We start from the raw sequence: 24,762 nt of genomic DNA on the forward strand, positions 1-24,762 counted from the left end.
GACTGGAAGTGAAGTAGAGACATGGCCAAGCGAATCGATGTGAGCGGACTGACCGCCTACTACGGCTCCCACAAGGCGATCGAGGACATCTCGATGACCGTCGAGCCGCGCTCGGTGACGGCGTTCATCGGACCGTCCGGCTGCGGCAAGTCCACGTTCCTGCGCACGCTCAACCGCATGCACGAGGTGACGTCGGGCGGCCGCGTCGAGGGCAAGGTGCTCCTGGACGACGAGGACCTGTACGGCGCCGGCGTCGACCCGGTGGCCGTCCGCCGCGAGGTCGGCATGGTCTTCCAGCGCCCGAACCCCTTCCCCACCATGTCGATCTTCGACAACGTGGCGGCGGGCCTGCGCCTGAACGGCAACTACAAGAAGAGCGAGCTGCAGGACATCGTCGAGAAGTCCCTCAAGGGCGCGAACCTCTGGAACGAGGTCAAGGACCGCCTGAACAAGCCCGGCTCGGGCCTCTCCGGCGGCCAGCAGCAGCGTCTGTGCATCGCCCGGGCGATCGCCGTGGAACCGAACGTGCTGCTCATGGACGAGCCCTGCTCGGCCCTCGACCCGATCTCGACCCTCGCGATCGAGGACCTGATCGGCGAGCTGAAGGAACGCTTCACGATCGTCATCGTGACGCACAACATGCAGCAGGCCGCCCGCGTCTCCGACCGCACGGCCTTCTTCAACCTCGCGGCGGTCGGCCAGCCCGGCAAGCTGATCGAGATCGACGAAACGGAACGCATCTTCTCCAACCCGTCGGTCCAGGCCACGGAGGACTACATCTCCGGCCGCTTCGGCTGAACCGGCCCCGCCTCCGTTGAACCCCTCGCGGTGCTGCATGGCGGTGCCACCGCGAGGACCCAAAAGGCCCGCCCCCTGGCTCCCGGGGGGCGGGCCCAAACTTTCCCCACGCACAGCCTTCAGCGCGCCCGGCCCCGCACGGCGAGGCGCGTCCCGGTGGGCGACCACAGGCCCGGCGGGCGACGCGCGGGCCCCGCACGGCGATGTGCGTCCCGGTGAGCGACCCCCGGCCCGGCGGGCGACGCGCGGGCCCCGCACGGCGAGGCGCGTCCCGGTGAGCGACCCCCGGCCCGGCGGGCGACGCGCGGGCCCCGCACGGCGATGTGCGGCCCGGTGGGCGACCCCAGGCCCGGTGAGCGGCCCCAGCCCGGCGGGCGACGCGCGGGCCCCGCACGGCGATGCGCGACCCGGTGGGCGACGCTCGGCCCGGTGAGCGACCCCCGGCCCGGCGGGCGACGCGCGGGCCCTGCACGGCGACGCGCGACCCGGTGGGCGACGCTCGGCCCGGTGAGCGACCCCCGGCCCGGCGGGCGACGCGCGGGCCCTGCACGGCGACGCGCGGCCCGGTGGGCGACGCTCGGCCCGGTGAGCGACCCCTGGCCCGGCGGGCGACGCGCGGCCCCGCACGGCGATGCGCGGCCCGGCGGGCGACCCCCGGCCCGTGGTGAGCGACCCCCGGCCCGACGGGCACCCGGCCAGGCGGGCGACGCGCGGCCCCGCACGGCGACGCTCGGCCCGACGAGCGACGCTCGGCCCGGTGGGCACCCCCAGGCCTGGTGGGCGGGTCGGGGTCGCGGCGGCGCGGCGAGTCCGCCGCTGGTCGCGCCCCTCTGCCCGCTGCCACGGTGTCCGGCGTGGGGACCAGCTAGGCGGCGGACTGCGCCGCACCACCACGACCCGCTCCGGTCGGTGGGCGGGTCGCGGTGGTGGGAGGCGAAGGCCTGGCCGCCGGGGAGCACCTCTTGTCCCACCGAGTCGGGTGGTGGGTGGGCATAGGCCGGGGGTCCAGGGGGCGGGAGCCCCCTGGCGGGGCCCCAGGGGCAGAGCCCCTGGACGGCGCCCTTCCGTCCAACCGAGTCGGGCGGGCGGGTGGGCAAAAAGCGGCAGCCCAGCGGGCGGAAGCCCTCCAACCGGGCCCCAGGGGCAGAGCCCCCGGACGGCGCCCTTCCGTCCAACCGAGTCGGGCGGGCGGGTGGGCAAAAACCGGCAGCCCAGCGGGCGGAAGCCCCCCAACCGGGCCCCAGGGGCAGCGCCCCCGGACGGCGCCCTCCCGGCCGACCGAGTCGGGCGGGCGGGTGGGCAAACACCCCGCTACAGAAACGCCAGGTTCACGATCCAGAACGCACACGCCGCCACCACCGCAGCCGCCGGCATCGTGATGAACCAGCCAAGAACGATGTTCTTGGCGACCCCCCACCGCACGGCGTTGATCCGCTTCGTCGCCCCGACCCCCATGATCGCCGACGTGATGACATGCGTCGTGGAGATCGGCGCCTTGAACAGGAACGCCGTGGTGAACATGATCGACGCACCGGTCGTCTCCGCCGCGAACCCCTGGGGCGGATCAAGCTCGATGATCTTCCGGCCGAGCGTCCGCATGATGCGCCACCCACCCGCGTAGGTCCCCAGCGACAGCATCACCGCGCACACGATCTTCACCCACACCGGGATCGGATCGCCGTAGTCCTCGACGTCGGCGATGACCAGCGCCATCACCACGATGCCCATCGTCTTCTGGGCGTCCTGCAGACCGTGTCCGAGGGCCATTCCGGCCGCCGACACGGTCTGCGCTATCCGGAAGCCCCGCTTCGCCTTGTGCGGGTTGGCCCGCCGGAAGATCCACAGGATGGCGGTCATGACCAGGTAGCCGGCGAGCAGACCGACCAGCGGCGAGACGAACATCGGGATGACGATCTTCTGCAGCACCCCGTGCCAGTAGACCGTCGTGCCGCCCGCGAGCGCCGCCCCCACCATGCCGCCGAACAGCGCGTGGGAGGACGACGAGGGCAGGCCGAAGTACCAGGTGACGAGGTTCCAGGTGATCGCGCCGACGAGCGCCGCGAAGAGGATCCCCATCCCCTTCGAGCCCTCCGGCGTCTGGATCAGCCCCTCGCTGACGGTCTTGGCGACCCCGGAGCCGAGGAAGGCGCCGGCGAGGTTCATCACGGCGGCCATCGCCAGCGCCGCCCGGGGCGTCAGGGCCCGCGTGGACACCGACGTGGCGATCGCGTTGGCGGAGTCGTGGAAGCCGTTCGTGTACGTGAAGAAGAGCGCGACCAGGATGGTCACGACCAGGGCGAAGGTGTCCATGAGGAGGTCAGGACTCCTTGACCGCGATGGTCTCCACGGTGTTCGCCACGTGCTCGAACGCGTCCGCGGCCTCCTCCAGGACGTCCACGATCTGCTTGAGCTTCAGCACCTCGATCGCGTCGTACTTGCCGTTGAAGAGGTGGGCGAGCAGCTTGCGGTGGATCTGGTCGGCCTGGTTCTCCAGCCGGTTGACCTCGATCCAGTACTCGGTGAGGTTCTCCATGGTCCGCAGGTTCGGCATGGCCTCGGCGGTCAGCTCAGCCGCCCGGGCCAGCACCTCGATCTGCTGCTCGACGCCCTTGGGCAGTTCCTCGATGTTGTAGAGGACGACCAGGTCGACGGCCTCCTCCATGAAGTCCATGATGTCGTCGAGGGACGAGGCGAGGGAGTAGATGTCCTCGCGGTCGAACGGCGTGATGAACGAGGAGTTCAGCTGGTGGAAGATCGCGTGCGTGGCGTCGTCACCGGCGTGTTCCGCGGCCCGCATACGCTCTGCGATCTCGGCCCGGCCGGCGGTGTCCGCCCCGAGCAGTTCCATGAGGAGTTTCGAGCCGGTGACGATGTTGTCCGCGGAGGCGGCGAACATGTCGTAGAAGCTCGTCTCCCTGGGGGTCAGACGAAAGCGCACGTGGGGTCCTCGGGATGCATCGGTTTCGGTCAGGCTGATGCTAGGCGCATCATCCGGCCACGGCTAATGGGCCGTCCCCCAGTGTCGCCCATCGGGTACGGCGACCGGCAGCGGGGCCGCCGAGTGGTCCAGTCCACAGGCCTCCCACGGCAAGGGCGGCCACAAGCCGTATACCCGCGAAAGTTCGGTACGATATACCCAGTAGGGGTATATGTCTGGAGGACGCCATGGACGCGATGGACGCGATGACCACCACCGAGGCCGGCGCTCAGGCGCCCTCCGCCGCCCCCGCGCCCGCCGAGGCCGCATCAGGCCACCCGACGGTGCACGGCTACCACAAGCAGAAGGACGAACACCTCAAGCGCCTGCGCCGTATCGAGGGCCAGATCCGGGGCCTGCAGCGCATGGTCGACGAGGACACCTACTGCATCGACATACTCACCCAGGTGTCCGCCTCCACCAAGGCGCTGCAGTCCTTCGCGCTGCAGCTGCTGGAGGAGCACCTGCGCCACTGCGTCGCCGACGCGGCCCTCAAGGGCGGCGACGAGATCGACGCGAAGGTGGAGGAGGCCACGAAGGCCATCGGCCGCCTGCTGCGCACGTGACCGGCGCGACCGGGGCGGCGGCCCTCACCCGCCGGAGGCGTCCCGCTCCTCGGCCACCCTCAGCACCTCGTCGATGCTCTCCAGACTGAGCCGCTCCTCGGCCGCCGAGGCCGCGATGATCAACTCTCCGCACAGCTCGATCTCGGCGAGGGCCACGTGGTCCTGAACCGCCGTACCGCCGACCGGAGCCACGCGCATCACCTCGTCTCTGCCGTCACCGACTTCCTAGAGTAGGGAGCGGCCTCCATACCGCGCATGGCACGGACGGGCTAGTCCTCACGCCCGTCCCGTGTCCGGCCCCCTCCCCTCCCGGACCCTTCGACGACCCGCAGCGGCCGGGTCACTCCTCGGCGATCCGCCCCGCGTAGATGTCCCGTGCGTCCGGCAGCCGTACGTCGACGGGGACGCCGAAGTCGTACAGCAGCGTCGTCGAGGCGACCGCGACGGCCTCCTTCTGGCGGCCGTTGACGAAGCTGAAGCGGTGGCGGACCTTGCGGATGCGGCCCTGGTCGTCGAGGTAGACGTCGAAGGGCACCACGGCCGTGGCGAACCCTTTCGCCGCCGCGCCCAGCGATCCCCGCCCGCCCTCGGAGGCGTCGGCGGCGGCCACGGCCAGGTCCGCCGTCCCCCGGTAGTGGTGCACCTCGGTCCCGGCCAGCCGGGTCCTCCCGAGGTAACTCGCCGTCCGCGTCCCGCGCAGGACCTCGGCGGCGGCGTACGGGTCGGTGGCGCCGCCGGTGACCAGATTGCCGTCGGACAGCGTCGCCGTGTCCACCCGCACCCACTTGTCGGCGGGCACCCCGGCGCCCCGGTTCTTCATGTAGAGGGCGCCGGGGGTGAGGAGTTCGGTGATGGGCCGGTGCTCGCTGGCCCCGGCCGGATCCTGCGGCAGGACGACCCGCAACCGGCCGAGCTGCCGGCGGTAGTCGTAGACGCCGTGCCCCCGGATGGTCACCCGGGTCCCGCCGGTGGCCATCTCCATCGACGTCCGCGCCTTCGAGCTGCCCGCCTCCACCAGCGTGTCGGCGGCCCGGCGCAGCGCGTCGACCGGGTCGGCCGGGCGGGCATCCTCGGCGGCGGCCCCGTTGCCGGAGCACCCGGCGGCACCGGCGCAGATCCCGGCCATGAGCCCCGCGACGACCGCCGTTCCCCACCGCCGCTGCTGCCGCTCCGCCATCGCCTGTCTACCCCCAGCCGGTACGTCCGTCACGGGCCCCCTGTCGTTCCGCCTAACGACGACCGGGCGGACCCCGTCACGCGTCCCCGGCATGCGCGGCCGAGGGCGCGCGGTCGTCCGCCCCCGCCGATGCAAGCCCTTCAGCGCAGCTGGGTAACGTTGTCGATGTGACCCAGCAGGAGCGCTCGGCCCCCTCTTCCGTCCCCGCCCCCGCACCCGCCCACGGGGAACCCCACCGCACCTCGACCGTCGAACACGGCGCCTTCTGTCTGGCCCGCTGCACCTGCGGCTGGCGCGGCCCGGCGCGCAGGGCGAGAAGCCTGGCCCGGGCGGACGCCGAGCGCCACACCCACGACTGAGGCCCTCGGCTTCCCTGGTGCTTCCGCCGCTTCCTTCCGCTTGCGCCGCTTCCCTCCGCCTTCCCGGGAACCCGTCGCCCCCGGCTCCCGTCTCGCTCCATGAAGCCGAAGGAAGGCGCCATGAAGCCGAAGGAAGGCGCAGGGACGACAGACATGGAACGGCGTACGTTCATCGCAGGCGGAACGGCCGCGGTCGCGGCGGTCGCGACGGCCGCGTGCAGGGCGACGGACGGCGGTGGCGGCGCCTCCGCGAGCGAGACCTCCCTCAAGACCGCGAGCGCGGTGGCCGCCGCCGACTGGGCGGCCCTCGCCCGCGATCTCGACGGTCCTCTGATCCGCCCCGGAGAGGCGTCCTGGGCCGCGGCCCGGCAGCTCTACAACACCCGCTTCGACACCCTGAAGCCGGCCGCGGTCGCCTACGTGGCCCACACCGACGACATCCGGACCGTCCTGGCGTACGCCCGCGCCCACGGCACCAAGGTCGCCATCCGCAACGGCGGCCACTCCTACGGCGGCTGGTCCTCGGGCAACGGCCGGCTGATCCTCGACGTCTCCAAGCTGAGCCGGGTGCGGGCGAGCGGCGGCTCGGCCGTGGTCGGAGCCGGCGCCAAGCTGATCGACGTCTACCGCGCGCTGGCCGCGAAGGGCGTGACCATCCCGGCGGGTTCCTGCCCGACGGTCGGCGTCTCCGGCCTGGTCCTCGGCGGCGGTCACGGCGTGGTCTCCCGGGCGTACGGCCTGACCTGCGACAGCCTCACCCAGGCGACCATCGTCACGGCGGACGGCAAGCAGCTCACCGCGAACGCCACGCAGAACGAGGAACTCTTCTGGGCGCTGCGCGGCGCCGGCAACGCGAACTTCGGCGTCGTCACGGAACTGCACTTCAGGACCCACCCGGCCCCGCAGGCCGTGACCGGCTACCTCACCTGGCCGTGGTCCAGGGCGGCCGCGGTGGTGAAGGCCTGGCAGGAGTGGGGCCCGGCCCAGCCCGACGAGATCTGGTCCTCCCTCCACCTCTCGAACACGCCCGGCGGATCACCGAGGATCTCGGTGGCCGCCTTCTGCATAGGCACCTACGGCCAGCTCCAGAACGCGGTGGACCGCCTCGCCGACCGCGTCGGCGCCCCCGCCACCGGCGTCTCCCTGCGCCGCCGCTCCTACGAGGAGGCCATGGAGATCTACGCCGGCTGCTCCTCCTTCTCCACCGACGCACAGTGCCACCTGCCGGGCCCGACCCCGGGCCGCGCCCCGCAGGGCAAGCTGGTCCGGGAGACGTACGCGGCGCGCTCCGACTTCTTCGACCGTTCGCTGTCGGCGGCCGGCATCCGGACACTGCTGAAGCAGATGACGACCGTCCGCGGCGGCTCGGGCAGCATCGCGCTCACGGCGCTGGGCGGCGCGGTGAACCGCGTCTCGCCCACGGCCACGGCGTTCGTCCACCGCCGCTCCCGCATGCTGGCCCAGTACCTCGCCTCCTGGCGCGCCGGTACGACCGGCACGACCGCCCAGTCCTGGCTGTCCTCGGCCCACCTGGCCATGAAGCCGTACGCCTCGGGCGCCGCGTACCAGAACTACGCGGACCCCACCCTCACGAACTGGAAGAAGGCCTACTACGGCGACGCCCTGCCCCGCCTGACCCGGCTGAAGAAGCAGTACGACCCGAAGGGCTTCTTCAGCCACCCGCAGGGATTGTGAACCACCGTCGTGCGACGGCTGGAACCGCGGCGGCGGGCCGTCGTGCCGCCGGAGGGCTCCCCCGGCCGTCGGCTCACGCCTGAACGGCCGTCAGGCGGCGAGATCCCTCTCCTCGGCGGCCGCCTCGACCCGGGCTCCCGGGATCACCGCGTCTCTTCCCGACCCCCTGGCGGAGCGGCTGCGCACGACCCACCCCACCCGGGGGGAGCGGTCCACCGCCTTCAGCACGGGCGTGAGCAGCGCCGAGGCCACCGGGGACAGCAGCAGGGCCACGGCCGTACCGAGCGCGAACCCTCCGACCACGTCCGTCGGATAGTGCACACCCATGTACACCCGGCAGAACCCCTCCAGCAACCCGATCCCGAGCCCGACGAGGCCGAACTTCCGATTGGCGACGAACAGCGCGACGGCCATCGCCATGGTGATGGTGGCGTGGTCGCTCACGAAGGAGTAGTCGGTCTTGCCGGAGACGAGCACCTCCAGCCCCTGGTGGTCGAGGAACGGCCGGGGCCGCTCCACGAACCCGCGTATCGGCACGTTCACCAGCACCGCGACGCCGGCGGCCAGCGGCGCCCACACCAGCGCGGCCACGGAGCCCGCGGCCTCCTCGGCCGAGCCGGGCCGCCGCCGCACGGTCCACCAGCACCACACGATCAGCAGGACCATGGCCAGCAGGAGCCCGTACTCGCCGACGAACTCGACGACCCGGTCCAACCAGTGCGGGGCGTCCTTGGCGAGACCGTTGATGTCATAGAGCAGATCGACGTCGGGGTTCGACCCGGATGCGGCGAGTTCAGCCATGGTGCTGCGGCCCCTTCGTCGTGTTCTGCCCGGCGCGCCTCGTGCACGCCGCTCGTGCCCACCCCCGTGGTGTGTAGATCCGCTTCCGCCGGTCCAGTCGGTCACAGGCATTGCTCGGCTACGACAACAGGAACGCACGGCCCCCGTTGATACGTTCCACTCTCCACTGAATGATCACGCAGACGTTATCGAAGAGAGATACATCGCCGCAGCTCAGCGGATGCGCCACCACTCGGTTCAGACGGTCGTCGGGAGCGCTTTCGCGCCATCTTCGGTCACCCGGGTGGCACCGAAGTACTTGCGGGTGTCGATCGGGTCGAACCGGATGACGGCACCCGTGTAGGGCGCGTCGATCATGTACCCGCCGCCGACGTAGATCCCCACGTGGTCGATGGCGCGGGAGTTGTTCGGGTCGGGCGAGAAGAACACCAGGTCCCCCGGCAGCAGCTCGTCCCGCGAGGGGTGCGGACCGGCGTTGTACTGGTCGTTGGCCACCCGCGGCAAGGTGATCCCGACGCTCGCGTACGCCGCCTTGGTCAGCCCCGAACAGTCGAACCGTCCGCCCTGCTCAGGCGTACCGTTCCCACCCCACAGATAGGGCGTCCCGAGCTTCTTCTGCGCGTAGTAGATCGCCCCGGCGGCCTGCTCGGAGGGGTCTACTCGGGTGACGGGGGCGGCGAAGCTCTTCTCCAGCGTGCGGATCGTCTTGACGTAGTTCTGCGTCTCGCGGATCGCCGGGACGCCGCCCGCCCGGATGACGCGGTAGGCGCCCGCGTTGTAGGCCGCGAGCATGTTGTTGGTGGTGTCGCCCGGCACGTCCTTGACGTACTTGGCGAGTTCGCAGTCGTACGACGCGGCCGATGGAATCGCGTCATTCGGATCCCAGATGTCGCGGTCGCCGTCCCCGTCGCCGTCGATACCGTGCGACGCCCACGTGCTGGGAATGAACTGCGCGATCCCGCGGGCGTCGGCGTGGCTGACGACGTCCGGATCCCAACCGCTCTCTTGGTACAACTGGGCGGCCAGCAGCGCGGGGTTTATGGCGGAGCAGAGGTTGCCCCATTTCTGAACGAGCGTCTGGTAGGCAGCCGGCACCGCGCCCTTGGCCAGTCCGACGCTGCCCTTTCCGACGCCGTTGACCAGGTTCCCGGCAACGACGTACACCCCGATGACGAGCAGCATCACGAAGCTCATCCCGAGCCCGACCGCGGCTCCGCCGATCAACCAAGCTTTTCGCACGTCTCAACCCTCCCCCACCGCGGCCCTGTTTACGGGCGTTTCCCCAAGCTGTCCGTGTCGTGTGCGCTACTCCGCGACGAAACCGCGGCAGTCAATACTCGCGTACTGCTTGGGCCCTTGGACATGGAGGAAGAGCACCGTCCAGTCACCGGGGTCGTTCTCGACGGGGATCGCGTCGCTGTACTTCTCGCCCTTCACGAACTGCCGGAAGTCATCGGGGTACGTCAGCTCCACCCACTCCTCGCTGACCGCGACCGGCTTGCTGGTGTACCCCAGGTCCAGGTTCTCCTGGGGTCCGCCCTGGATGGGCTTGCCGGTGTCCGCGTCGATCGTGTGCGGGGGCTTGACGGCCACGGACACGTAGTAGGGAGTCTTGGATTGCGGGCCCAGGCCGTTGACCCGGAAGCCGATCCGGCCCTTGCCCGAGGTGTACCGGGCGTTGGCGTCCGCCGCCGAAATCGAGGACTGGAAGTACTGGTTGCGCTCTTCCACCGGCAGTCCGCACGCCCCCTGCCCGGCTTGTGACGCCGGGTCAGAGGTCCAGAAGTCCCGTGACGGATTCGTCTGCTCCACGTGGGACGGGGGCTGCAGTTGCGACTCGTCGCTGCCGGCGGTAGTGGGTGCCGAGGAGGTGCTCCCCGGGCCCGCTGACCCGTCCTTGCCCTTGCCGTTGTCGTCGCTCCCGCCGGGAAGAAGTGTGAGGACGGCAGCCGCTCCGATCCCGACGGCCAGCCCCGCGGCGCCGGCGATCAGCCACGGCTTCGTGCGCGGCCGCGTGGCCGCCGTCGGCTGGGTGACCTGAGTCGGCGTGTACCCGTGGCCGAGGCCGTTGCCGCTCGGAGAGGTCGTCGTGGGCAGGTCGTGCGGGCCGAGGGGCGTATGGGCCGGAGGCGGCGGTACCGCCGGTGAGGCCGGGACGTCGCGCGCCGACGACGGTGTCTGCGCGAGTGTCGGGGGAACTGCCTGCCCCAACCCCGCCAGTCCTCCGTAGAACGTGTCCTCGACGAGCGCCGTTCGTACGCCGCATCGCGCGATCACCTCGGTGAGGCCGGGCCGGTTCGCCGGGTCCTTGGCGACGCACGCCTCGACCAGCGTGGCCAGTGCCGGCTCCACACCGGCGAGGTCGATGGCCTCGTGAACGGCGCGGTAGCTCACGCCTGCGGGCTCACCATGCCCGAAGGGCGGCCGGCCGGTGGCCGCGTGGGCGAGGGTCGCGCCGAGGGCGAAGACGTCGGCGGCGGGCCCGACCTCGTTGCGGAGCAGCACCTCGGGGGCGGTGTAGCCGGGCGTGCCGGGCGCGAACCCCGCCTCGGTGAGCGCCGTCTGCGCCGCGCTGCGGGCGATCCCGAAGTCGATGAGCTGCGGGCCCTGAGGAGCGAGGATCACGTTCTGCGGCTTGAGGTCCCGGTGGGTGACCCCGTGCGCGTGCACGGCCGCCAGCCCTTCGGCGAGGGCCGCGAGCAGCCCGCGGCACGTCTCGGCGGGCAGCGGGCCGCGCGCGGTCACGGCCTTGCTCAGTGTGGGTCCGGGGACGTACTCCGTCGCCAGCCAGTACGGCGCCGCGTCCAGCGACGCGTCGATCAGGTTCGCCGTGTACGCGCTCCGCACCGCCCGCACCGTCTCCACCTCCCGCCGGAACCGCGCCAGCGCCTCCGGATGGTCGGTGATCTCGTCGCGGATGACCTTGAGCGCGACGAGCCGCCCGCCGGGTGAGCGGCCGAGGTAGACCTGGCCCATGCCGCCGGCGCCGAGCCGGGCGAGGAGGGTGTACGCGCCTATCCGCGTCGGGTCCTGTGCCTTCAGTGCGTCCACCGAACGACCATGCCACAGCGCTCAGTTCGGATGGACACGAACCGTGCCCGGCGGTCCCCGGGACCGGCGGACGGCCCTGAGGTCAACGACAGCCCTGCCCCGCGTCAAGAACTGCCCAACACCCCGTCCCGGAACACCCATCCCCTCCCATGATTCGGCAACACCCGCGCCAAGATCAGGACTCGGGCATACGTTCCCTTCCGTGAACTCTCAAGAAGACACCCCCCTCAGATCCATCCGCCGCGCCCTCGCCCGCCGCTCGCTGCTGCGCGGCGGCTTCGCCGGGGCCGTGGCCCTGGGCGGTACGGCCCTCGCGACGGCCCCCGCCTCCGCCTCCACCCCCCGGCGGACCCCCGTCTCCACCCCGCGCCCCACCACCGCCGACGAGGCCCTGCGGGAACTGGCGGCCGGAAACCGCCGTTGGCGCACCTACCGCGAGCGGCACCCGGACGAGACCCTCGCAGTCCGTCACAGCCTGGTCTCCGGCCAGCACCCCTTCGCGGTGGTCCTCGGCTGCATCGACTCCCGCGTGCCCCCGGAGCTCGTCTTCGACCAGGGCCTCGGCGACCTGATGACGGTCCGTTCGGCCGGCGAGGTCCTGGACGAGGCCGTCCTCGGCAGCGTCGCCTACGGCGTGCTCGAACTGGGCATACCGCTGGTCGTCGTGCTGGGCCACCAGTCCTGCGGTGCCGTGAAGGCGGCCGTCCAGGCGGACCTGTCCGGCGAGGAGCTCCCCGCCCACATCCAGTACCTGGCCGACCAGATCAGCCCGTGCATCGACCGCGGCAAGGATGGCGACGCCCGCGTCGACTCGACCATCGACGCCAACATACGAGCCGTCCGCTCCCGCCTCGCCGCCGAGCCCGACCTGGCCGCGAAGATCGCGAACGGTGAGCTGGCCGTCGTAGGCGCCCGCTACGAGCTGACGACCCAGCTCGTCCACCGCGTCGCCTGACGCGGTCCCTTACGGGGATGACGGGTCGGAGGCCGGTCCCGGCAGAGCTCCGCGGCCTCCGACCCGACCACCACGCCGGACGAGACGTCCGACGTGGGCCCGCCCTGCTGGTGGTGCCGCCCCTTTGTTCGATCAGGGCGCCTCACCCCCCTGACACTCGGCCCACAGCAGCTTCCCCCCGCCCAGCCCGGCGGCGCCCCATCTCTCCGCGCACGCGCGCACGAGGTGCAGTCCGCGCCCGTTCTCGGCGTCGCCGTCCGGCGGTACGGCGAGGGAGACGCCGTCCGCCGGAACGAAACCCGGCGGGACACGCGGGTCGCCGTCCCACACGCCGATCCGCAGCCCACCGCCGTGTGCCGCGCGCAGGCGGAGGCCGTAGTCGCCGGTGGTGTGGAGGTGGGCGTTGGCGAGGAGTTCGGCGGCCAGCAGTTCGGCGGTGGGGGTGAGGTCGGCGAGGGAATGGGCGGCGAGGACGGCACGGAGGGTGGTGCGGGCGATCCCCGGTGCGCGTGGATCGCGGGGCAGTTGGAGGGAGTAGGCCCAGGGCGGCGTTACGGTGGGCATGGAAATCTCCGATCACTGTGGGGAGTTGAGTGAGTGCAGGAGGTGGTGACCCAGTGACGATGCCGCCCCGTCGGGCGGGGCACTTCTGGGCAGGGCGCCTGCGTCATAAGCTAGCGCCAGCCGTGTAAGCCTTTAGACAGTTCCCCTAAAACCATTGCTACACCACTCGTGTGAGTGACACGCCAGCCGAGGAGGGCGGGCCAGCCCGTGAGAAACAGTCCGACGGGTCGTCAACTCCGTTTGGGCATCGAACTGCGCAAACTTCGCGAGCACGCGGGCCTGACCGCCGCAGAGGCCGGTCAACTGCTCGGCGTGAACCCGAACCAGATCAGCAACATGGAGGCCGGCCGAGCGGGCGTCAGTGCCGAGCGGGTGCGCACGATGGCCTGCACCTACGACTGCTCGGACGCCGCCCTCGTCGAGGCACTGGTCGGCATGACGGGCGACCGCAGACGCGGCTGGTGGGAGGAGTACCGGGAGACCCTCCCCGCGCCCCTCCTCGATCTGGCCGAACTGGAACACCACGCCAAGGCGTTGCGGGACTCCACCACGGCCCGCATCCCGGGCCTTCTCCAGACGCGCGAATACGCGCTCGAGATCTTCCGTCAGGCGGTCACCGAACTCTCACCGCCCGACATCGAGTACCGGCTCTCCTTCCGCATCAAGCGCCAGGCGGTCCTCTACGGCACGAACCCCACGCCGTACGAAGCGATCGTCCACGAGGCCGCCCTTCGCATGAAGGTGGGCGGCCCCACGATCGCCCGACAGCAACTGCAACACCTGCTCGACATGAGCCACCAGGAGCACGTCACCCTGCGCGCCATCACCTTCGACGCCGGGGCATACCCAGGCTCCGGGCAGTCGATCGCCTACGCACACGGTCCGGTACCGCAACTGGACACCGTCCAGCTCGACCAGTCCCATGGCGCCGCCTTCCTCGACGCGGAGGCGCAACTGCGCAAGTACCGGACACTCTTCGAACGGGTCGAAGCGGTAGCCCTGAGTCCGGAGAAGACCCGAGACCTGATCCACACCGTGATGCGAGACCAAGAGGAAAGCTCATGAACTGGCAGAAATCGTCGTACTGCTCCGAAGGCAACTCCTGCATCCACATAGCCGCCACCCCCCGCACCATCCACCTCACCGAAAGCGGCGACCCGGCGGAGTCGATACTCACGGCCACCCCGGCCGCCTTCGACGCCCTCCTCCACGTACTCAAGAAGGACACTCCCCGTGGCTGACGTCCCGCCCGACCTCACCTGGATCCGCGCCGCCCCGCCGGAGGCGACCGGGCCCGGCCCCTGGATCGAGATCGCCTTCGGCGAGGGCGACGACGGGGAGGCCCCCGTCTACCTCCGCGAGACCAGCGACCCGGAGAACGTGGTCACGACGAACCGCAGGAAGTGGGACGCGTTCGTGCTGGGCGTGCAGGCGGGCGAGTTCGACCACTTCGTGGAGGGCGTGGAGGGATCGGTATGACGCGAGAGTGAGACCTCGGCGGTGCCGGGCCTCTGACCTCGACGACCGCCCGCCTTCGCCGACGATCTCCCGCCGGGCCGATGCCGTGCCAGCCGATCAGCCCCATGGCGTGGCAAGGGCGAACGGGCCGTGGTGCCCTGCCGCGGCCCGTTCGCCGTGCGCCGGGGGGCGGCATGAGAACATCGAGACGGCCTCTCACCCGACCGGCCGTCAGAAACGGCTCCAGGCCGTGAAGTGGGACAACGACGGAACCACACGACAGGTTCCGCACCGACCTCATTGCCCGGCGTGACCTGCCGTGATACACAGAGTGACCGTACAAGCTATTCGTACGAATCCCGACCGTCAATGACGCCAAGTCGACATACGACGGCGACTTTGTCGGCGACAATGAGGCCTGACCTCTGCGCACCGCAGGGGCGACTGCGGAACTACCCACCAGGGGCGGTGACTTACATGCTCTTTGCGGCCGACAAGGGAGACATCAACACCATCATCGGCGGGATCGCTCCGGACTGGGGCCCCTTCGGCAGCCTGGGCAACGAGGCCAAGGTGATGATCGAGGTCGTGATGGCGGTCGCCATCCTGATCTGCCTCGGCATCGCCATCTGGGGTGCGGCCAAGCAACGCATCGGCGCCACGGCCCTGCGGGACACCTTCAGCGCGGAACAGGGCAAGGGCCTCATCATCGCCGGGCTGACGGGCGTCTTCATCATCGGCTCACTCGGCACACTGTTCACGATCGTGTACGGCATGGCCGTATAGCCGCGCCCGCCCTCCCCCAGTCCCGACCGGGCACGCCCGGCCCCCTCCACCCCACCCACCCGTCGTGCCCACCGGCTGAGGTTGCGTTTCCCTGATGTCGAGTCACCACACCGCGCCCGCGCGGGAACCAGCACGGCTACCGTCGTACTTCTACGCGTTCGGGTACGGCAGCGAGGGGGCGTACACGGCATGAGCGACGAACACGACTACGGCGAGCCCACGGGCACACGCGTGCGCCTGCCCGACGCCGACCCCTACGGCGGCGCCCGCCGCCCCGGCCGCTCCTCCTCCCGCAGCCTGGTCACGGTGGTCGGCGTGGTCGTCCTCCTCATCGCCGCGATCGCCTTCGCGAACCGTGGAGGCGACGATTCCCCTTCGTCCTCGGCGACGGGCGAGACCGACAAGCCGAAGGCGGCCCCCACGGCGGCGACCGGCACCAAGCCGGTGCAGATGAAGATGGGGGGCATCCCGGCGGGGTACGCGCGCGACGAACAGGGCGCGCAGTCGGCGGCCGCCAACTACGCGGTGGCCCTCGGCTCGACCGGCATGTTCCAGAAGGAGAGCCGGCACGCCATCGTCGGGACCGTCTACACCGCCGACGCCGCGGCCGCACTCCAGGCCCCCATGGACCAGGCCTACTCGGCCGACTTCCTCGCCAAGCTGGGCCTCGACGAGAACGGCAACGCGCCCGAGGGCGACACGTTCGTCTCCCGCGTGATCCCGGTGGGCACGACGGTCCAGGCCTACACCAGCACCACGGCCAAGGTCGCCGTCTGGTACCTCGGCCTCATCGGCATGTCCGGGGAAACCTCGACCGACCCGGTCACCTCGTCGTGGAAGACCTGGACCTTCGACCTCCAGTGGACCGGCGACGACTGGAAGATCGTCAGCGACGAGCAGAAGGACGGCCCCGCCCCGGTCCCCGGCGACGACAGGGCCGCCTCCTCCGACGAGATCAGCAAGGCCATCGAGGAGTACGGAGGGTTCACGTATGCCCGGTAACCCGCACCGTCTGCTCCGGCTCGCCGGAGTCGTCACGGCCGTCCAGACGTCGGCCGTGCTGCTGGCCACCCGCGCCTTCGCGGCCCCCTCCCCCAGCCCTTCGCCCACCCCGTCCCCCTCGGGAAGCCTGGACTGCAGCCTCATCACCGGCGACGCCAAGAAGTACTGCGAGCGGGGCAACGGCACATCCGGCAACACCACCAACCCCGGCGTCTCCGACACCCTCGACCCCCTCTCCTCCCTCGCCAAGGGCTGCGCCGACGCCGCCGCCTGGACCGTGGAGAAGCTCAGCGAGGCCGTCAAGGACACCGCGAACGTCGACTTCACCAACCCCAAGTTCCTCCAGCAGTACGCCGTCGTCTTCGCCGCCTCCACCGTCCTGACCCTCCTGCTGTGGCTGCTGGCCGTCGCCAAGCGGGCCGTCCGCGGCGTCCCGCTCACCACCGCCATCGGCGAAGCCATCGGCTTCCTCTGGCTCACGGTGCTCGCCTCCGCCTTCACCCCGCTGATCCTCTACACGGTCGTATCGGCCACCGACGGCATCACGGAGGTCCTCGCCAAGACCACCGGCGACCAGACGGACACCTTCTTCGGCACCTTCTCCGCCGCCCTGGAGAAGGGCGAGGACATCGGCGGCGGCCCGATCATGCTGATCGTGGTCTCGCTCGTGTCGATCCTCGCGGCCGGCGTGCTCTGGCTGGAGCTGGTCATCAGGGCCGCCCTCCTCTACGTCGGCGCCCTGCTCGGCACGGTCGTCTACGCGGGCCTGGTCGACAAGAACCTGTGGGGTCACGTCCGCCGCTGGGCCGGCATCATGATCGCGGTCATCCTGGTCAAGCCGGTCATCGTGATCGTGCTGGGCCTGGCCGGAGCGCTGTCCGCCGACGACGGCCCGGACGCCTTCTCCGCCGTCGTCTCCGGCCTCGCCATCATCCTGCTCGCCATCTTCGCCAGCGCGATGATCTACCGCTTCGTGCCCGGCTTCGGCGACGAGATCGCCAACTCGCGCAACAACCGCATCATGCAGGGCGCGGAAGGCAAGGCCGCCGCCGTCATCAGCTCCCCGGCGACCCTCGTCGCCCAGGGCATCAAGACGCACAGCACCCGCGCCGACAGCAACGGCGGCGGCGCGTCCACCTCCAGTGGCCCCCGCCCGGCCAACCAGGCCTCCGGCGGCGTCGCCGCGCACAGCTCGCGCACCTCGAACGGGGGCGGCGGAACTGTCCCCTCCGCCGCACCCCCGCCCCGCAGCGCGGTCAACACACCCCACGCCAGCAACAGCCGCAACATCAGTACCAACCGCACGGGAGGTGAAGGGCGTTGACGACCGAGTCCCACGTGTCCCACGCGGTCACGCCCCGCCGGACATACCTGATCGGCCGCGCCCGGCCGAACGCGATCGTCGGCCGCAACCGCGAGACCGGCGAGATCGCGCTCATCGTCGTCGGCGCGTTCCTCGGCATGATGTGCGGGCTCCTCGTCCCCCTCCTCGCCCTGCGCATCGTGCTGCTCGCCGGCTTCCCGATGCTCGCGCTGGCCGTGGTGTACCTGCCGTACAAGCACCGCACGTTCTACAAGTGGTTCGAGATCAACCGCAGCTACAAGCGCACCCTGCGCCAGGGCACGGTCTACCGCTCGGCCGCCATGGAGGCCGGCACCCGGCTCGACGGCCAGGAGATCGAGATCGGCCCGCCGCCCGGCATCGGCCGCATCACCTGGCTGGCCGCCCCCTTCGGCCCCGACGAGATCGCCGTACTGCTGCACGCCGACCGCAGGACCGTCACCGCGGCCATCGAGATCGAGGGCCCGGGCGTCGGCCTGCGCGACAGCGAGGACCAGGAGGCCCTCGTCGACCGCTTCGGCACCCTGCTCAAGCACGTGGCCAACGGCGACGGCTTCGTCACCCGCCTCCAGATGCTCGCCCGCACCCTCCCCGCCGACCCCGACGCCCACGCCAAGGACGTCGTCCAGCGCGGCGACGACAAGGCCCTGCCCTGGCTGCGCAGCTCCTACGACCAGCTCCAGTCGATGGTGTCCACCAGCAGCGAGCAGCACCGCGCCTACCTCGTCGCCTGCATGCACTACACGCGCGAGCTCGCCGCCGAGGCGCACGCCATGGCCCGCGCCGCCCGCCCCCAGTCCGGCCGCAAACTGGACCGGGACGCCGGCCTCGCCGTCGTCATGGCCCGCGAGCTGACCGACATCTGCTCCCGCCTCCAGGAGGCGGACATCCGTGTCCGCCAGCCCCTCGGCCAGGGCCGGCTCGCCTCGCTCATCCACTCCATGTACGACCCGGACCACCCGATCGACCACATCCAGGCGATGACCAAGCGGAACGCCTGGCCGGCCGAGCTGGACGCCATGGAGCCCACCTTCCTCCAGGCGAAGACCCGCGAGTCCTCCACCCGCGCGCCCTGGTGCCACGCCACCGCCTGGGTCAAGGAGTGGCCGATGACCCCGGTCGGCGTGAACTTCCTCGCCCCGCTCCTCGTCCACACCCCGGACGTCATCCGAACGGTCGCCGTGACGATGGATCTCGAGCCCACCGAGGTGGCCATCGAACGCATGCTGACCGAGAAGACCAACGACGAGGCGGAGGCGAGCCGCGCCGCCAAGATGAACCGCACCGTGGACCCCCGCGACGTCGCCGCCCACTCCCGCCTCGACCAGCGCGGCGAGGACCTGGCCAGCGGCGCCGCGGGCGTCAACCTCGTCGGCTACATCACCGTCTCCTCCCGCAGCCCCGAGGCCCTCGCCCGCGACAAGCGGACGATAAGGGCCTCGGCCGGCAAGTCGTACCTCAAGCTGGAGTGGTGCGACCGAGAGCACCACCGCGCCTTCGTGAACACGCTTCCTTTCGCCACCGGCATCCGAAGGTAGGGCTTCACATGCGGGACCCGCTGACCGTCCTCACCGACGCCTTCACGTCCTTCCTCTTCGGCAAGGTCGAGACGACCCGCCTGCCGGTCCGCACCTCCACCGGCCAGGCCCAGGCGGTGTACCTCCCGACCGCCGCCCCCGGCCTCGGCGACTCGGGCGTGATCATCGGCCGCGAGGTCTACTCCGGCAAGGGCTACATCTACGACCCCTTCCAGCTCTACGGCCAGCAGCTCCCGGCCCCGCACTGGCTGGTGCTCGGCGAGTCGGGAAACGGCAAGTCGGCCCTGGAGAAGACGTACGTCCTGCGCCAGCTCCGCTTCCGCGACCGCCAGGTCGTCGTCCTCGACGCCCAGGGCGAGGACGGCGTCGGCGAGTGGAACCTCATCGCGGAGGCGCTGGGGATAACTCCCATCCGCCTGGACCCGATGGCCGCCCTGGACCACGGCATCCGCCTGAACCCCCTGGACCCCGCGATCACAACCACCGGGCAGCTCGCCCTGCTCCGGACGATCATCGAGGTCGCGATGGGCCACGGCCTCGACGAGCGCTCGGGCTTCGCCCTCAAGGTCGCCCACGCCTACGTCAACGAGACGATCGTCGAACGCCAGCCGGTGCTGAGCGACATCGTCGAGCAGTTGCGGCACCCCGAACCCGAGTCGGCGGAGGCGATGAACGTCGCCATAGACGACGTACGGGCCTGGGGCCTGGACGTGGCGCTCGTCCTGGACCGCCTCGTCGACGGTGACCTCCGCGGCATGTTCGACGGCCCGACCACGGTCGGCATCGACCTGGACGCGCCGCTCATCGTCTTCGACCTGTCGCACATCGACCGCAACTCCATCGCCATGCCGATCCTCATGGCGATCGTCGGCGTCTGGCTGGAGCACACCTGGATCCGCCCCGACCGGAAGAAGCGCATCTTCCTCGTCGAGGAGGCCTGGCACATCATCAACAGCCCCTTCGTGGCCCAGCTTTTCCAGCGGCTGCTGAAGTTCGGACGCCGACTGGGCCTGTCCTTCGTGGCGGTCGTCCACCACCTGTCCGACGTCGTGGACGGCGCGGCGGCCAAGGAGGCGGCGGCCATCCTGAAGATGGCGTCGACGAGGACGATCTACGCCCAGAAGGCGGACGAGGCCCGTGCCACCGGCCGTGTCCTGGGCCTGCCGCGCTGGGCCGTGGAGATCATCCCGACCCTCACCCCGGGCATCGCCGTCTGGGACGTCAACGGCAACGTCCAGGTGGTCAAACACCTGGTCACGGAGACGGAACGCCCCCTGGTCTTCACCGACCGCGCGATGACCGAGTCGTCCAGCGACCTGGCCGACGACGCGCTGCGCGCCGCCGAGCTGGAACAGGAGCAGCGGGCGGCGGCCTTCATGGAACAGCACCTGGCCGACTTGGACGGCTCGTCCGAGTCGACGGTGGCGTAGAGACGGCAGGGGGTTGGCCATGAGACCGGCTGACGACCGTCGGGGCGGCCAGGGAGGCGGACAGGGCGGCGTCCCCGACGGCCTCCTGGTCGGCATACTGGCGTTCCTCCTCGGCATGACGCTGCTGGTGTGGACGGCCACGGGCCTGGCGGGCCTCTTCGCCCACGGCTCCTGGCCGTCCGGCGTCACCTTCGCCCGCACCCCGCTGGCCATGCGCCACCTCATCGCCCAGCCGCACGACATCCCGGGCGCCTGGCCCGACGCCCAGGCCTCGGGCCTGTCCGGCTACGGCCTCTTCTGGGGCCTGTTCATCGGGCAGTTGATGCTCCTGCTCGTCCTCACGGTGTTCGCACTGGGGACCCTGGCCCGGTGGAGGGCGATGCGGGCGCGCCGGAGGACGGAGGCAGCGGCGGCACCGGACCGGGCCCCAGCGGCGGCCACGGCGACCCCGCCGCAACCGCAGGAGGTACCCGCCCCGAGCCTCGCCCAGGGACCGACGCCCCCGGCGGCACCGGCCCCGCAGCCCCGCCCGCAGCCCACGGAACCGCTCCACGCCACACCGGCCCACGTCCCGCACCCGGCCACTCCCCCCGGCGGTGAACAGCCGGCCGGCGCGCAGGCCGACCGCGCCGAAGGCCCGGTGCTCTACGGCCCCCCGCAAGCCCGCCACATCACAGCCGCCCAGGCCGTACACGACGCGGAAGGCCCCGCCCTCGTCGTCACGTCCACCCCCGCCCTCTGGCAGGACACCAAGGACGCCCGAGCCAAACTCGGCCCCGTCCTCCTCTACGACCCCACCCACCGCTGCGACACCCCGGCCCGCCTCCACTGGTCCCCCACCAGCGGCTGCGAGGACAAGGCGACCGCGGCGGCGAGAGCGACCGCCCTCCTGACCCCCGTACGCCCCACCGCACGCCTGGACCAGGCCGTCAGCGACACCGCCGAGATCCTGCTGCGCAGCTACCTCCACGCCGCCGCCATCGACGGCCGCACCATCCGCCACGTCCACCGCTGGTCCCAGGGCACCGGAATCCAGGAAGCGGTCCGTACCCTCCGTACGAACCCCAAGGCGGCCCCGGGCGCGGCAGGCGAACTGGAAGCCGCCCTCACCTCCCACCCCGAACGCCGGGACATCGCCCAGGAACTGACGACCCGGGCCCTGTCCGCCCTCTCCACGGTGAACATCCGCGAGGCCTGCACCCCGAACCGAACAGATGCCCTCGCCTTGGATTCCTTCGTGAACGAAGGGGGAACGCTTTATGTGCTAGGTGAATCCATCGAGGACCCGAGGACCCACCCCGGCGCGATGCCCCTCCTCACGGCCCTCGTCTCGAGCGTGGTCGAGCGCGGCCGGCGCGTGGCCGAACGGTCATCCTCCGGTCGGCTCGACCCACCACTCACCCTGGTCCTGGACGACGTCGCGGCCGTGGCCCCCCTCCCGCAACTCCCGGACCTCCTGGCCACCGGCAGGGACCGGGGCCTGCCCACCCTGGCCCTCCTCCGCTCCCGCGAACAGGCCCGCACCCGCTGGCCGCACGCGGAACTGCCGGTCTAGCCGGCCCTAGGAACGCTCGAGGACGAACTCCAGCTCCCGAGCGTCCGGGTCCGCCGTCAACGGCACGACCACCCCGCTCGGCACGAACCCCGCCTTGCGGTAGAAGGCCTGCGCCCGCAGGTTCTCCTCGTGCACGATGAGCCGCACCCGCTCCACACCACGGCCCCAGGCCCACTCCAGCGCGGCGTCGAGCAGCACCTCGGTCAGCCCGATCCCGCGGCACTCGGGCCGTACGAACACTCCGACGACATGCCCCTGGAGCCGATCGACCGGGAACCCCGCCCAGTCCTTCGTACCGGCCTCCTCGACCAGCACGGTCATCGTGCCGACCCACTCCCCGTCCGGCCCCTCGGCGATGACCTGCTGCGCCCCCTCGGCCCCCTCCGCGACGCCCGCCGTCCGCTCCCGCCAGAAGGACTCCGGCTTCGCCAGGGCCTCCTCGTACGTCTCCAGGAAGGCGAGGTGGGCGACCGGATCCCGCAGCGCCAGCAGGCGCAACTCACGCGCGGCAGCCCACTCTTCGGCCCGCACGGACCGGATCACGTAGTTCATGCAGGTCACCGTAGTACCCGAGTACTACGCCCCTCACCCGAAATAACGCCCGCGCCGGACGCTCACACCGCACGCACACCCCACCATGGACACTGTGCCCGAGGACATGTGCCCCACCCGCGAGGGGACCACCCCCGCACACGCCGAGCCCCTCACCCAGTACGTCCAACGCGTCGTGCGCCGCGTGCAGGCCTTCGACCGCCGCCACCCCCGTCTGTGGGACCTGCACGTCACCGCGTTCTGGACGCTGGCCGCCCTGATCGACGCGGGCGGCGGCTGGCGCAACGTCGCCCGCACCCCGGACACCCCGGTGCCGCTCGTGCTGGCCATGAGCCTCGGCTTCTCACTCCCCCTGCTGTGGCGCCGCAGCCATCCCAGGGCCGTGCTCCTCGCCATGGCCCCGGTCGCCGTCGTGAACGCCTGGACCGGCGCCGCCCTCCAGGCGTCCCTGCTGCAGCTGGCAGTCGTCTTCCACATCGCCCTGCGCCGCCCTCTGTCGGCGCTGTGGTGGACGACGGCCGTGGTCGTCGCACCGGCCGTCCTCATCGCCGTCCGCCACCCGGAGGGCAGCCCGGACGAGGACATCGTCCCGGTGCTGATGTCCGTCCTCCTGGCCGCCGCAATCGGCATCACGGTCCGTACCCGCCGCAACTACACGGAGGCCCTCGAGGACCGCGCCCGCCGGCTGGAGATCGAACGCGACCAGCAGGCCCGCCTCGCCGCGGCAGCCGAACGCACCCGCATCGCGCGCGAGATGCACGACATCATCGGCCACAACCTGTCCGTCATCACCGGCCTCGCCGACGGCGGCCGCTACGCCGCCGCCAAGTCCCCCGAACGCGCCGCCCAGGCCCTCGACGCGATCGCCACCACCAGCCGCCAGGCCCTCGGCGAACTCCGCCGCCTCCTGGACGTCCTGCGCGAGGACGAGACGGGCGGCCTGAACCCGGAGCTGACGCCCCAGCCCACCCTCACCGACCTCGACCAGCTCCTCGCAGGCGTCCGCACCGCGGGCCTCCCCGTCCACACGACCGTCCAGGGCACACCCGCCATCCCCCCTGGCCGCCAGCTCACCGTCTACCGGGTCATCCAGGAAGCCCTCACCAACACCCTCAAACACGCCGGCCCCGGAGCGACGGCCACCATCGCCTTCTCCTACGCCGACACAGGAGCCGTCACGGTCACCGTCACCGACACCGGCCGCGGCGGCCCCCTCCCCACGGGCACCGGCCGGGGCATCCCCGGAATGCGCGAACGCACCGCCCTGTACGGCGGCACACTCGAAGCCGGACCCCGTCCCCACCCCGAACGGGGTTGGCGCGTCCACCTGCAGCTCCCGGAGGAACCCCCGCAGTGACCACCGTCCTCATCGCCGACGACCAGCCCCTCCAGCGCCTAGGCTTCCGCATGCTGCTGGAGAGCCAGGACGACCTGACGGTCCTGGCCGAGGCCAGCAACGGCAGCGAGGCGGTCCGCCTCACGGCGGAACTCCACCCCGACGTCGTCCTCATGGACGTCCGCATGCCCGGCCTGGACGGCATCGAGGCCACGCGCCGCATCACCGCCACCGGCGACCGCACCCGCGTCCTGATCCTCACCACCTTCGACCTCGACGAGTACGCCTACGCCGGCCTGCGCGCCGGAGCGTCCGGCTTCCTGGTGAAGGACGCCCAGCCGGAGGAACTGCTCTCCGGCATCCGCGCGGTGGCCACGGGCGACGCCGTGGTGGCCCCCAGCCTCACCCGCCGCCTCCTGGACGCCTACGTCCACCACCTCCCGGCCGACACAGACCGCGACCCGTCGACCCCGCACCCTCGCCTGGCCACTCTCACGGAGAGAGAACGCGAAATCCTGACGGTCATCGGCAAGGGCTGGACGAACATGGAAATAGCCACGCGCCTCCACCTGGCCGAATCCACGGTCAAGACCCACGTGGGCCGCGTCCTCGCCAAGACCGGCTCCCGGGACCGGGTACAGGCGGTGATCCTGGCGTACGAGACAAAACTCGTGCAGCCGTGAACGCAGAAAACCCCCGCATCAACGATGCGGGGGTTTTCCCACAAATTGTTCGGCGGCGTCCTACTCTCCCACAGGGTCCCCCCTGCAGTACCATCGGCGCTGTAAGGCTTAGCTTCCGGGTTCGGAATGTAACCGGG

The 24,762-nt window shown here is 71.2% G+C and carries 25 protein-coding genes and 1 rRNA gene; 16 read left to right on the top strand and 10 right to left on the bottom strand.

Annotation, left to right across the window (positions count from 1 at the left end):
- Window positions 1–21 precede the first annotated feature (21 nt).
- Window positions 22–798 (top strand): phosphate ABC transporter ATP-binding protein PstB, encoded by a 777-nt coding sequence (gene pstB, locus ACIHAR_RS32375; RefSeq protein WP_384657352.1) that lies wholly within the window; start codon window positions 22–24, stop codon window positions 796–798.
- Window positions 799–2,109: 1,311 nt separating this feature from the next.
- On the opposite strand, the gene ACIHAR_RS32380 is transcribed toward pstB, so the two are convergent.
- Together ACIHAR_RS32380 and ACIHAR_RS32385 are read right to left on the bottom strand one after the other, a co-directional pair.
- Entirely contained in the window at window positions 2,110–3,108 is a 999-nt protein-coding gene (locus tag ACIHAR_RS32380) for an inorganic phosphate transporter (RefSeq protein ID WP_365466495.1), read from the bottom strand.
- 7 nt (window positions 3,109–3,115) lie between these two features.
- Window positions 3,116–3,736: a DUF47 family protein gene (locus ACIHAR_RS32385; RefSeq protein ID WP_365466497.1), complete on the bottom strand. Its 621-nt coding sequence runs from the start codon at window positions 3,734–3,736 to the stop codon at window positions 3,116–3,118.
- A 245-nt stretch (window positions 3,737–3,981) separates the two neighbouring features.
- On the opposite strand from ACIHAR_RS32385, the gene ACIHAR_RS32390 reads away from it, so the two are divergent.
- Entirely contained in the window at window positions 3,982–4,341 is a 360-nt protein-coding gene (locus tag ACIHAR_RS32390; protein ID WP_365466539.1) for a metal-sensitive transcriptional regulator, read from the top strand.
- A gap of 24 nt (window positions 4,342–4,365) precedes the next feature.
- Here the strand turns inward: ACIHAR_RS32390 and ACIHAR_RS32395 are convergent, their stop codons facing one another.
- Complete coding sequence (locus ACIHAR_RS32395) at window positions 4,366–4,533, bottom strand: hypothetical protein (RefSeq protein WP_400022919.1); 168 nt, start codon at window positions 4,531–4,533, stop codon at window positions 4,366–4,368.
- A gap of 148 nt (window positions 4,534–4,681) precedes the next feature.
- Window positions 4,682–5,518 (bottom strand): hypothetical protein, encoded by an 837-nt coding sequence (locus ACIHAR_RS32400; RefSeq protein WP_400022908.1) that lies wholly within the window; start codon window positions 5,516–5,518, stop codon window positions 4,682–4,684.
- 167 nt (window positions 5,519–5,685) lie between these two features.
- Here ACIHAR_RS32400 and ACIHAR_RS32405 point away from each other — a divergent pair, with 167 nt between their 5' ends.
- Together ACIHAR_RS32405 and ACIHAR_RS32410 are read left to right on the top strand one after the other, a co-directional pair.
- On the top strand, window positions 5,686–5,877 hold the full coding sequence (locus ACIHAR_RS32405) for a hypothetical protein (protein ID WP_365466502.1): 192 nt from the start codon (window positions 5,686–5,688) through the stop codon (window positions 5,875–5,877).
- A 153-nt stretch (window positions 5,878–6,030) separates the two neighbouring features.
- The gene (locus ACIHAR_RS32410) at window positions 6,031–7,572 is read left to right on the top strand and encodes an FAD-binding oxidoreductase (RefSeq protein WP_400022909.1); all 1,542 of its coding nucleotides are present in this window, start codon (window positions 6,031–6,033) and stop codon (window positions 7,570–7,572) included.
- Window positions 7,573–7,662: 90 nt separating this feature from the next.
- On the opposite strand, the gene ACIHAR_RS32415 is transcribed toward ACIHAR_RS32410, so the two are convergent.
- The 3 genes from ACIHAR_RS32415 to ACIHAR_RS32425 form a co-directional block, all read right to left on the bottom strand.
- On the bottom strand, window positions 7,663–8,373 hold the full coding sequence (locus tag ACIHAR_RS32415) for a phosphatase PAP2 family protein (protein WP_365466506.1): 711 nt from the start codon (window positions 8,371–8,373) through the stop codon (window positions 7,663–7,665).
- Window positions 8,374–8,610: 237 nt separating this feature from the next.
- Window positions 8,611–9,567 (bottom strand): NlpC/P60 family protein, encoded by a 957-nt coding sequence (locus tag ACIHAR_RS32420; protein ID WP_400022918.1) that lies wholly within the window; start codon window positions 9,565–9,567, stop codon window positions 8,611–8,613.
- A gap of 111 nt (window positions 9,568–9,678) precedes the next feature.
- Window positions 9,679–11,424 carry a serine/threonine-protein kinase gene (locus tag ACIHAR_RS32425; RefSeq protein ID WP_400022910.1) on the bottom strand — a complete coding sequence of 582 codons (1,746 nt, stop codon included), beginning with the start codon at window positions 11,422–11,424 and terminating at the stop codon, window positions 9,679–9,681.
- A 202-nt stretch (window positions 11,425–11,626) separates the two neighbouring features.
- Between ACIHAR_RS32425 and ACIHAR_RS32430 the strand changes: the two genes are divergently transcribed.
- A complete protein-coding gene (locus tag ACIHAR_RS32430; RefSeq protein ID WP_400022911.1) occupies window positions 11,627–12,379 on the top strand; it encodes a carbonic anhydrase in 753 nt (250 codons plus the stop codon).
- 132 nt (window positions 12,380–12,511) lie between these two features.
- Here the strand turns inward: ACIHAR_RS32430 and ACIHAR_RS32435 are convergent, their stop codons facing one another.
- Complete coding sequence (locus tag ACIHAR_RS32435) at window positions 12,512–12,943, bottom strand: ATP-binding protein (RefSeq protein ID WP_400022912.1); 432 nt, start codon at window positions 12,941–12,943, stop codon at window positions 12,512–12,514.
- Window positions 12,944–13,150: 207 nt separating this feature from the next.
- On the opposite strand from ACIHAR_RS32435, the gene ACIHAR_RS32440 reads away from it, so the two are divergent.
- The 9 genes from ACIHAR_RS32440 (at window position 13,151) to ACIHAR_RS32480 (ending at window position 22,054) form a co-directional block, all read left to right on the top strand.
- The gene (locus ACIHAR_RS32440; protein WP_365466516.1) at window positions 13,151–14,008 is read left to right on the top strand and encodes a helix-turn-helix transcriptional regulator; all 858 of its coding nucleotides are present in this window, start codon (window positions 13,151–13,153) and stop codon (window positions 14,006–14,008) included.
- The gene (locus tag ACIHAR_RS32445; protein ID WP_365466518.1) at window positions 14,005–14,184 is read left to right on the top strand and encodes a DUF397 domain-containing protein; all 180 of its coding nucleotides are present in this window, start codon (window positions 14,005–14,007) and stop codon (window positions 14,182–14,184) included. Before ACIHAR_RS32440 ends, ACIHAR_RS32445 begins: the two co-directional genes overlap by 4 nt.
- Window positions 14,177–14,422 (top strand): DUF397 domain-containing protein, encoded by a 246-nt coding sequence (locus tag ACIHAR_RS32450; RefSeq protein WP_365466520.1) that lies wholly within the window; start codon window positions 14,177–14,179, stop codon window positions 14,420–14,422. Before ACIHAR_RS32445 ends, ACIHAR_RS32450 begins: the two co-directional genes overlap by 8 nt.
- A gap of 456 nt (window positions 14,423–14,878) precedes the next feature.
- Window positions 14,879–15,187 (top strand): hypothetical protein, encoded by a 309-nt coding sequence (locus tag ACIHAR_RS32455; RefSeq protein ID WP_004000049.1) that lies wholly within the window; start codon window positions 14,879–14,881, stop codon window positions 15,185–15,187.
- A 189-nt stretch (window positions 15,188–15,376) separates the two neighbouring features.
- On the top strand, window positions 15,377–16,189 hold the full coding sequence (locus ACIHAR_RS32460; RefSeq protein WP_365466522.1) for a hypothetical protein: 813 nt from the start codon (window positions 15,377–15,379) through the stop codon (window positions 16,187–16,189).
- Window positions 16,179–17,513, top strand: coding sequence for a hypothetical protein (locus ACIHAR_RS32465; RefSeq protein ID WP_365466524.1), 1,335 nt, complete (start codon window positions 16,179–16,181; stop codon window positions 17,511–17,513). Before ACIHAR_RS32460 ends, ACIHAR_RS32465 begins: the two co-directional genes overlap by 11 nt.
- Complete coding sequence (locus ACIHAR_RS32470; protein ID WP_365466526.1) at window positions 17,510–19,069, top strand: SCO6880 family protein; 1,560 nt, start codon at window positions 17,510–17,512, stop codon at window positions 19,067–19,069. The genes ACIHAR_RS32465 and ACIHAR_RS32470 overlap by 4 nt, the downstream gene beginning before the upstream one ends.
- An 8-nt stretch (window positions 19,070–19,077) precedes the next feature.
- Window positions 19,078–20,499 carry an ATP-binding protein gene (locus ACIHAR_RS32475; RefSeq protein WP_365466528.1) on the top strand — a complete coding sequence of 474 codons (1,422 nt, stop codon included), beginning with the start codon at window positions 19,078–19,080 and terminating at the stop codon, window positions 20,497–20,499.
- 19 nt (window positions 20,500–20,518) lie between these two features.
- On the top strand, window positions 20,519–22,054 hold the full coding sequence (locus tag ACIHAR_RS32480) for a type IV secretory system conjugative DNA transfer family protein (protein WP_400022913.1): 1,536 nt from the start codon (window positions 20,519–20,521) through the stop codon (window positions 22,052–22,054).
- A gap of 6 nt (window positions 22,055–22,060) precedes the next feature.
- Here ACIHAR_RS32480 and ACIHAR_RS32485 read toward each other — a convergent pair whose 3' ends face one another.
- Window positions 22,061–22,606 (bottom strand): GNAT family N-acetyltransferase, encoded by a 546-nt coding sequence (locus ACIHAR_RS32485; RefSeq protein ID WP_365466532.1) that lies wholly within the window; start codon window positions 22,604–22,606, stop codon window positions 22,061–22,063.
- Window positions 22,607–22,691: 85 nt separating this feature from the next.
- Between ACIHAR_RS32485 and ACIHAR_RS32490 the strand changes: the two genes are divergently transcribed.
- Window positions 22,692–23,963, top strand: coding sequence for a sensor histidine kinase (locus tag ACIHAR_RS32490; protein WP_400022914.1), 1,272 nt, complete (start codon window positions 22,692–22,694; stop codon window positions 23,961–23,963).
- Window positions 23,960–24,625, top strand: coding sequence for a response regulator transcription factor (locus ACIHAR_RS32495; protein ID WP_365466535.1), 666 nt, complete (start codon window positions 23,960–23,962; stop codon window positions 24,623–24,625). Before ACIHAR_RS32490 ends, ACIHAR_RS32495 begins: the two co-directional genes overlap by 4 nt.
- A 47-nt stretch (window positions 24,626–24,672) precedes the next feature.
- Here the strand turns inward: ACIHAR_RS32495 and rrf are convergent.
- Window positions 24,673–24,762: ribosomal RNA gene (gene rrf, locus ACIHAR_RS32500) — 5S ribosomal RNA — on the bottom strand; the annotation flags it as partial.

Source organism: Streptomyces sp. NPDC052016, assembly GCF_044548445.1.
In the GTDB taxonomy this organism is placed as follows: Bacteria; Actinomycetota; Actinomycetes; order Streptomycetales; family Streptomycetaceae; genus Streptomyces.

Coding starts and splice junctions, on each gene's coding strand:
- pstB (WP_384657352.1), top strand. CDS start 22: ATGGCCAAGCGAATCGATGTGAGCGGACTGACCGCCTACTACGGCTCC.
- ACIHAR_RS32380 (WP_365466495.1), bottom strand. CDS start 3,108: ATGGACACCTTCGCCCTGGTCGTGACCATCCTGGTCGCGCTCTTCTTC.
- ACIHAR_RS32390 (WP_365466539.1), top strand. CDS start 3,982: ATGACCACCACCGAGGCCGGCGCTCAGGCGCCCTCCGCCGCCCCCGCG.
- ACIHAR_RS32400 (WP_400022908.1), bottom strand. CDS start 5,518: ATGGCGGAGCGGCAGCAGCGGCGGTGGGGAACGGCGGTCGTCGCGGGG.
- ACIHAR_RS32410 (WP_400022909.1), top strand. CDS start 6,031: ATGGAACGGCGTACGTTCATCGCAGGCGGAACGGCCGCGGTCGCGGCG.
- ACIHAR_RS32415 (WP_365466506.1), bottom strand. CDS start 8,373: ATGGCTGAACTCGCCGCATCCGGGTCGAACCCCGACGTCGATCTGCTC.
- ACIHAR_RS32420 (WP_400022918.1), bottom strand. CDS start 9,567: ATGAGCTTCGTGATGCTGCTCGTCATCGGGGTGTACGTCGTTGCCGGG.
- ACIHAR_RS32435 (WP_400022912.1), bottom strand. CDS start 12,943: ATGCCCACCGTAACGCCGCCCTGGGCCTACTCCCTCCAACTGCCCCGC.
- ACIHAR_RS32445 (WP_365466518.1), top strand. CDS start 14,005: ATGAACTGGCAGAAATCGTCGTACTGCTCCGAAGGCAACTCCTGCATC.
- ACIHAR_RS32455 (WP_004000049.1), top strand. CDS start 14,879: ATGCTCTTTGCGGCCGACAAGGGAGACATCAACACCATCATCGGCGGG.
- ACIHAR_RS32460 (WP_365466522.1), top strand. CDS start 15,377: ATGAGCGACGAACACGACTACGGCGAGCCCACGGGCACACGCGTGCGC.
- ACIHAR_RS32465 (WP_365466524.1), top strand. CDS start 16,179: ATGCCCGGTAACCCGCACCGTCTGCTCCGGCTCGCCGGAGTCGTCACG.
- ACIHAR_RS32475 (WP_365466528.1), top strand. CDS start 19,078: ATGCGGGACCCGCTGACCGTCCTCACCGACGCCTTCACGTCCTTCCTC.
- ACIHAR_RS32480 (WP_400022913.1), top strand. CDS start 20,519: ATGAGACCGGCTGACGACCGTCGGGGCGGCCAGGGAGGCGGACAGGGC.
- ACIHAR_RS32485 (WP_365466532.1), bottom strand. CDS start 22,606: ATGAACTACGTGATCCGGTCCGTGCGGGCCGAAGAGTGGGCTGCCGCG.
- ACIHAR_RS32490 (WP_400022914.1), top strand. CDS start 22,692: ATGGACACTGTGCCCGAGGACATGTGCCCCACCCGCGAGGGGACCACC.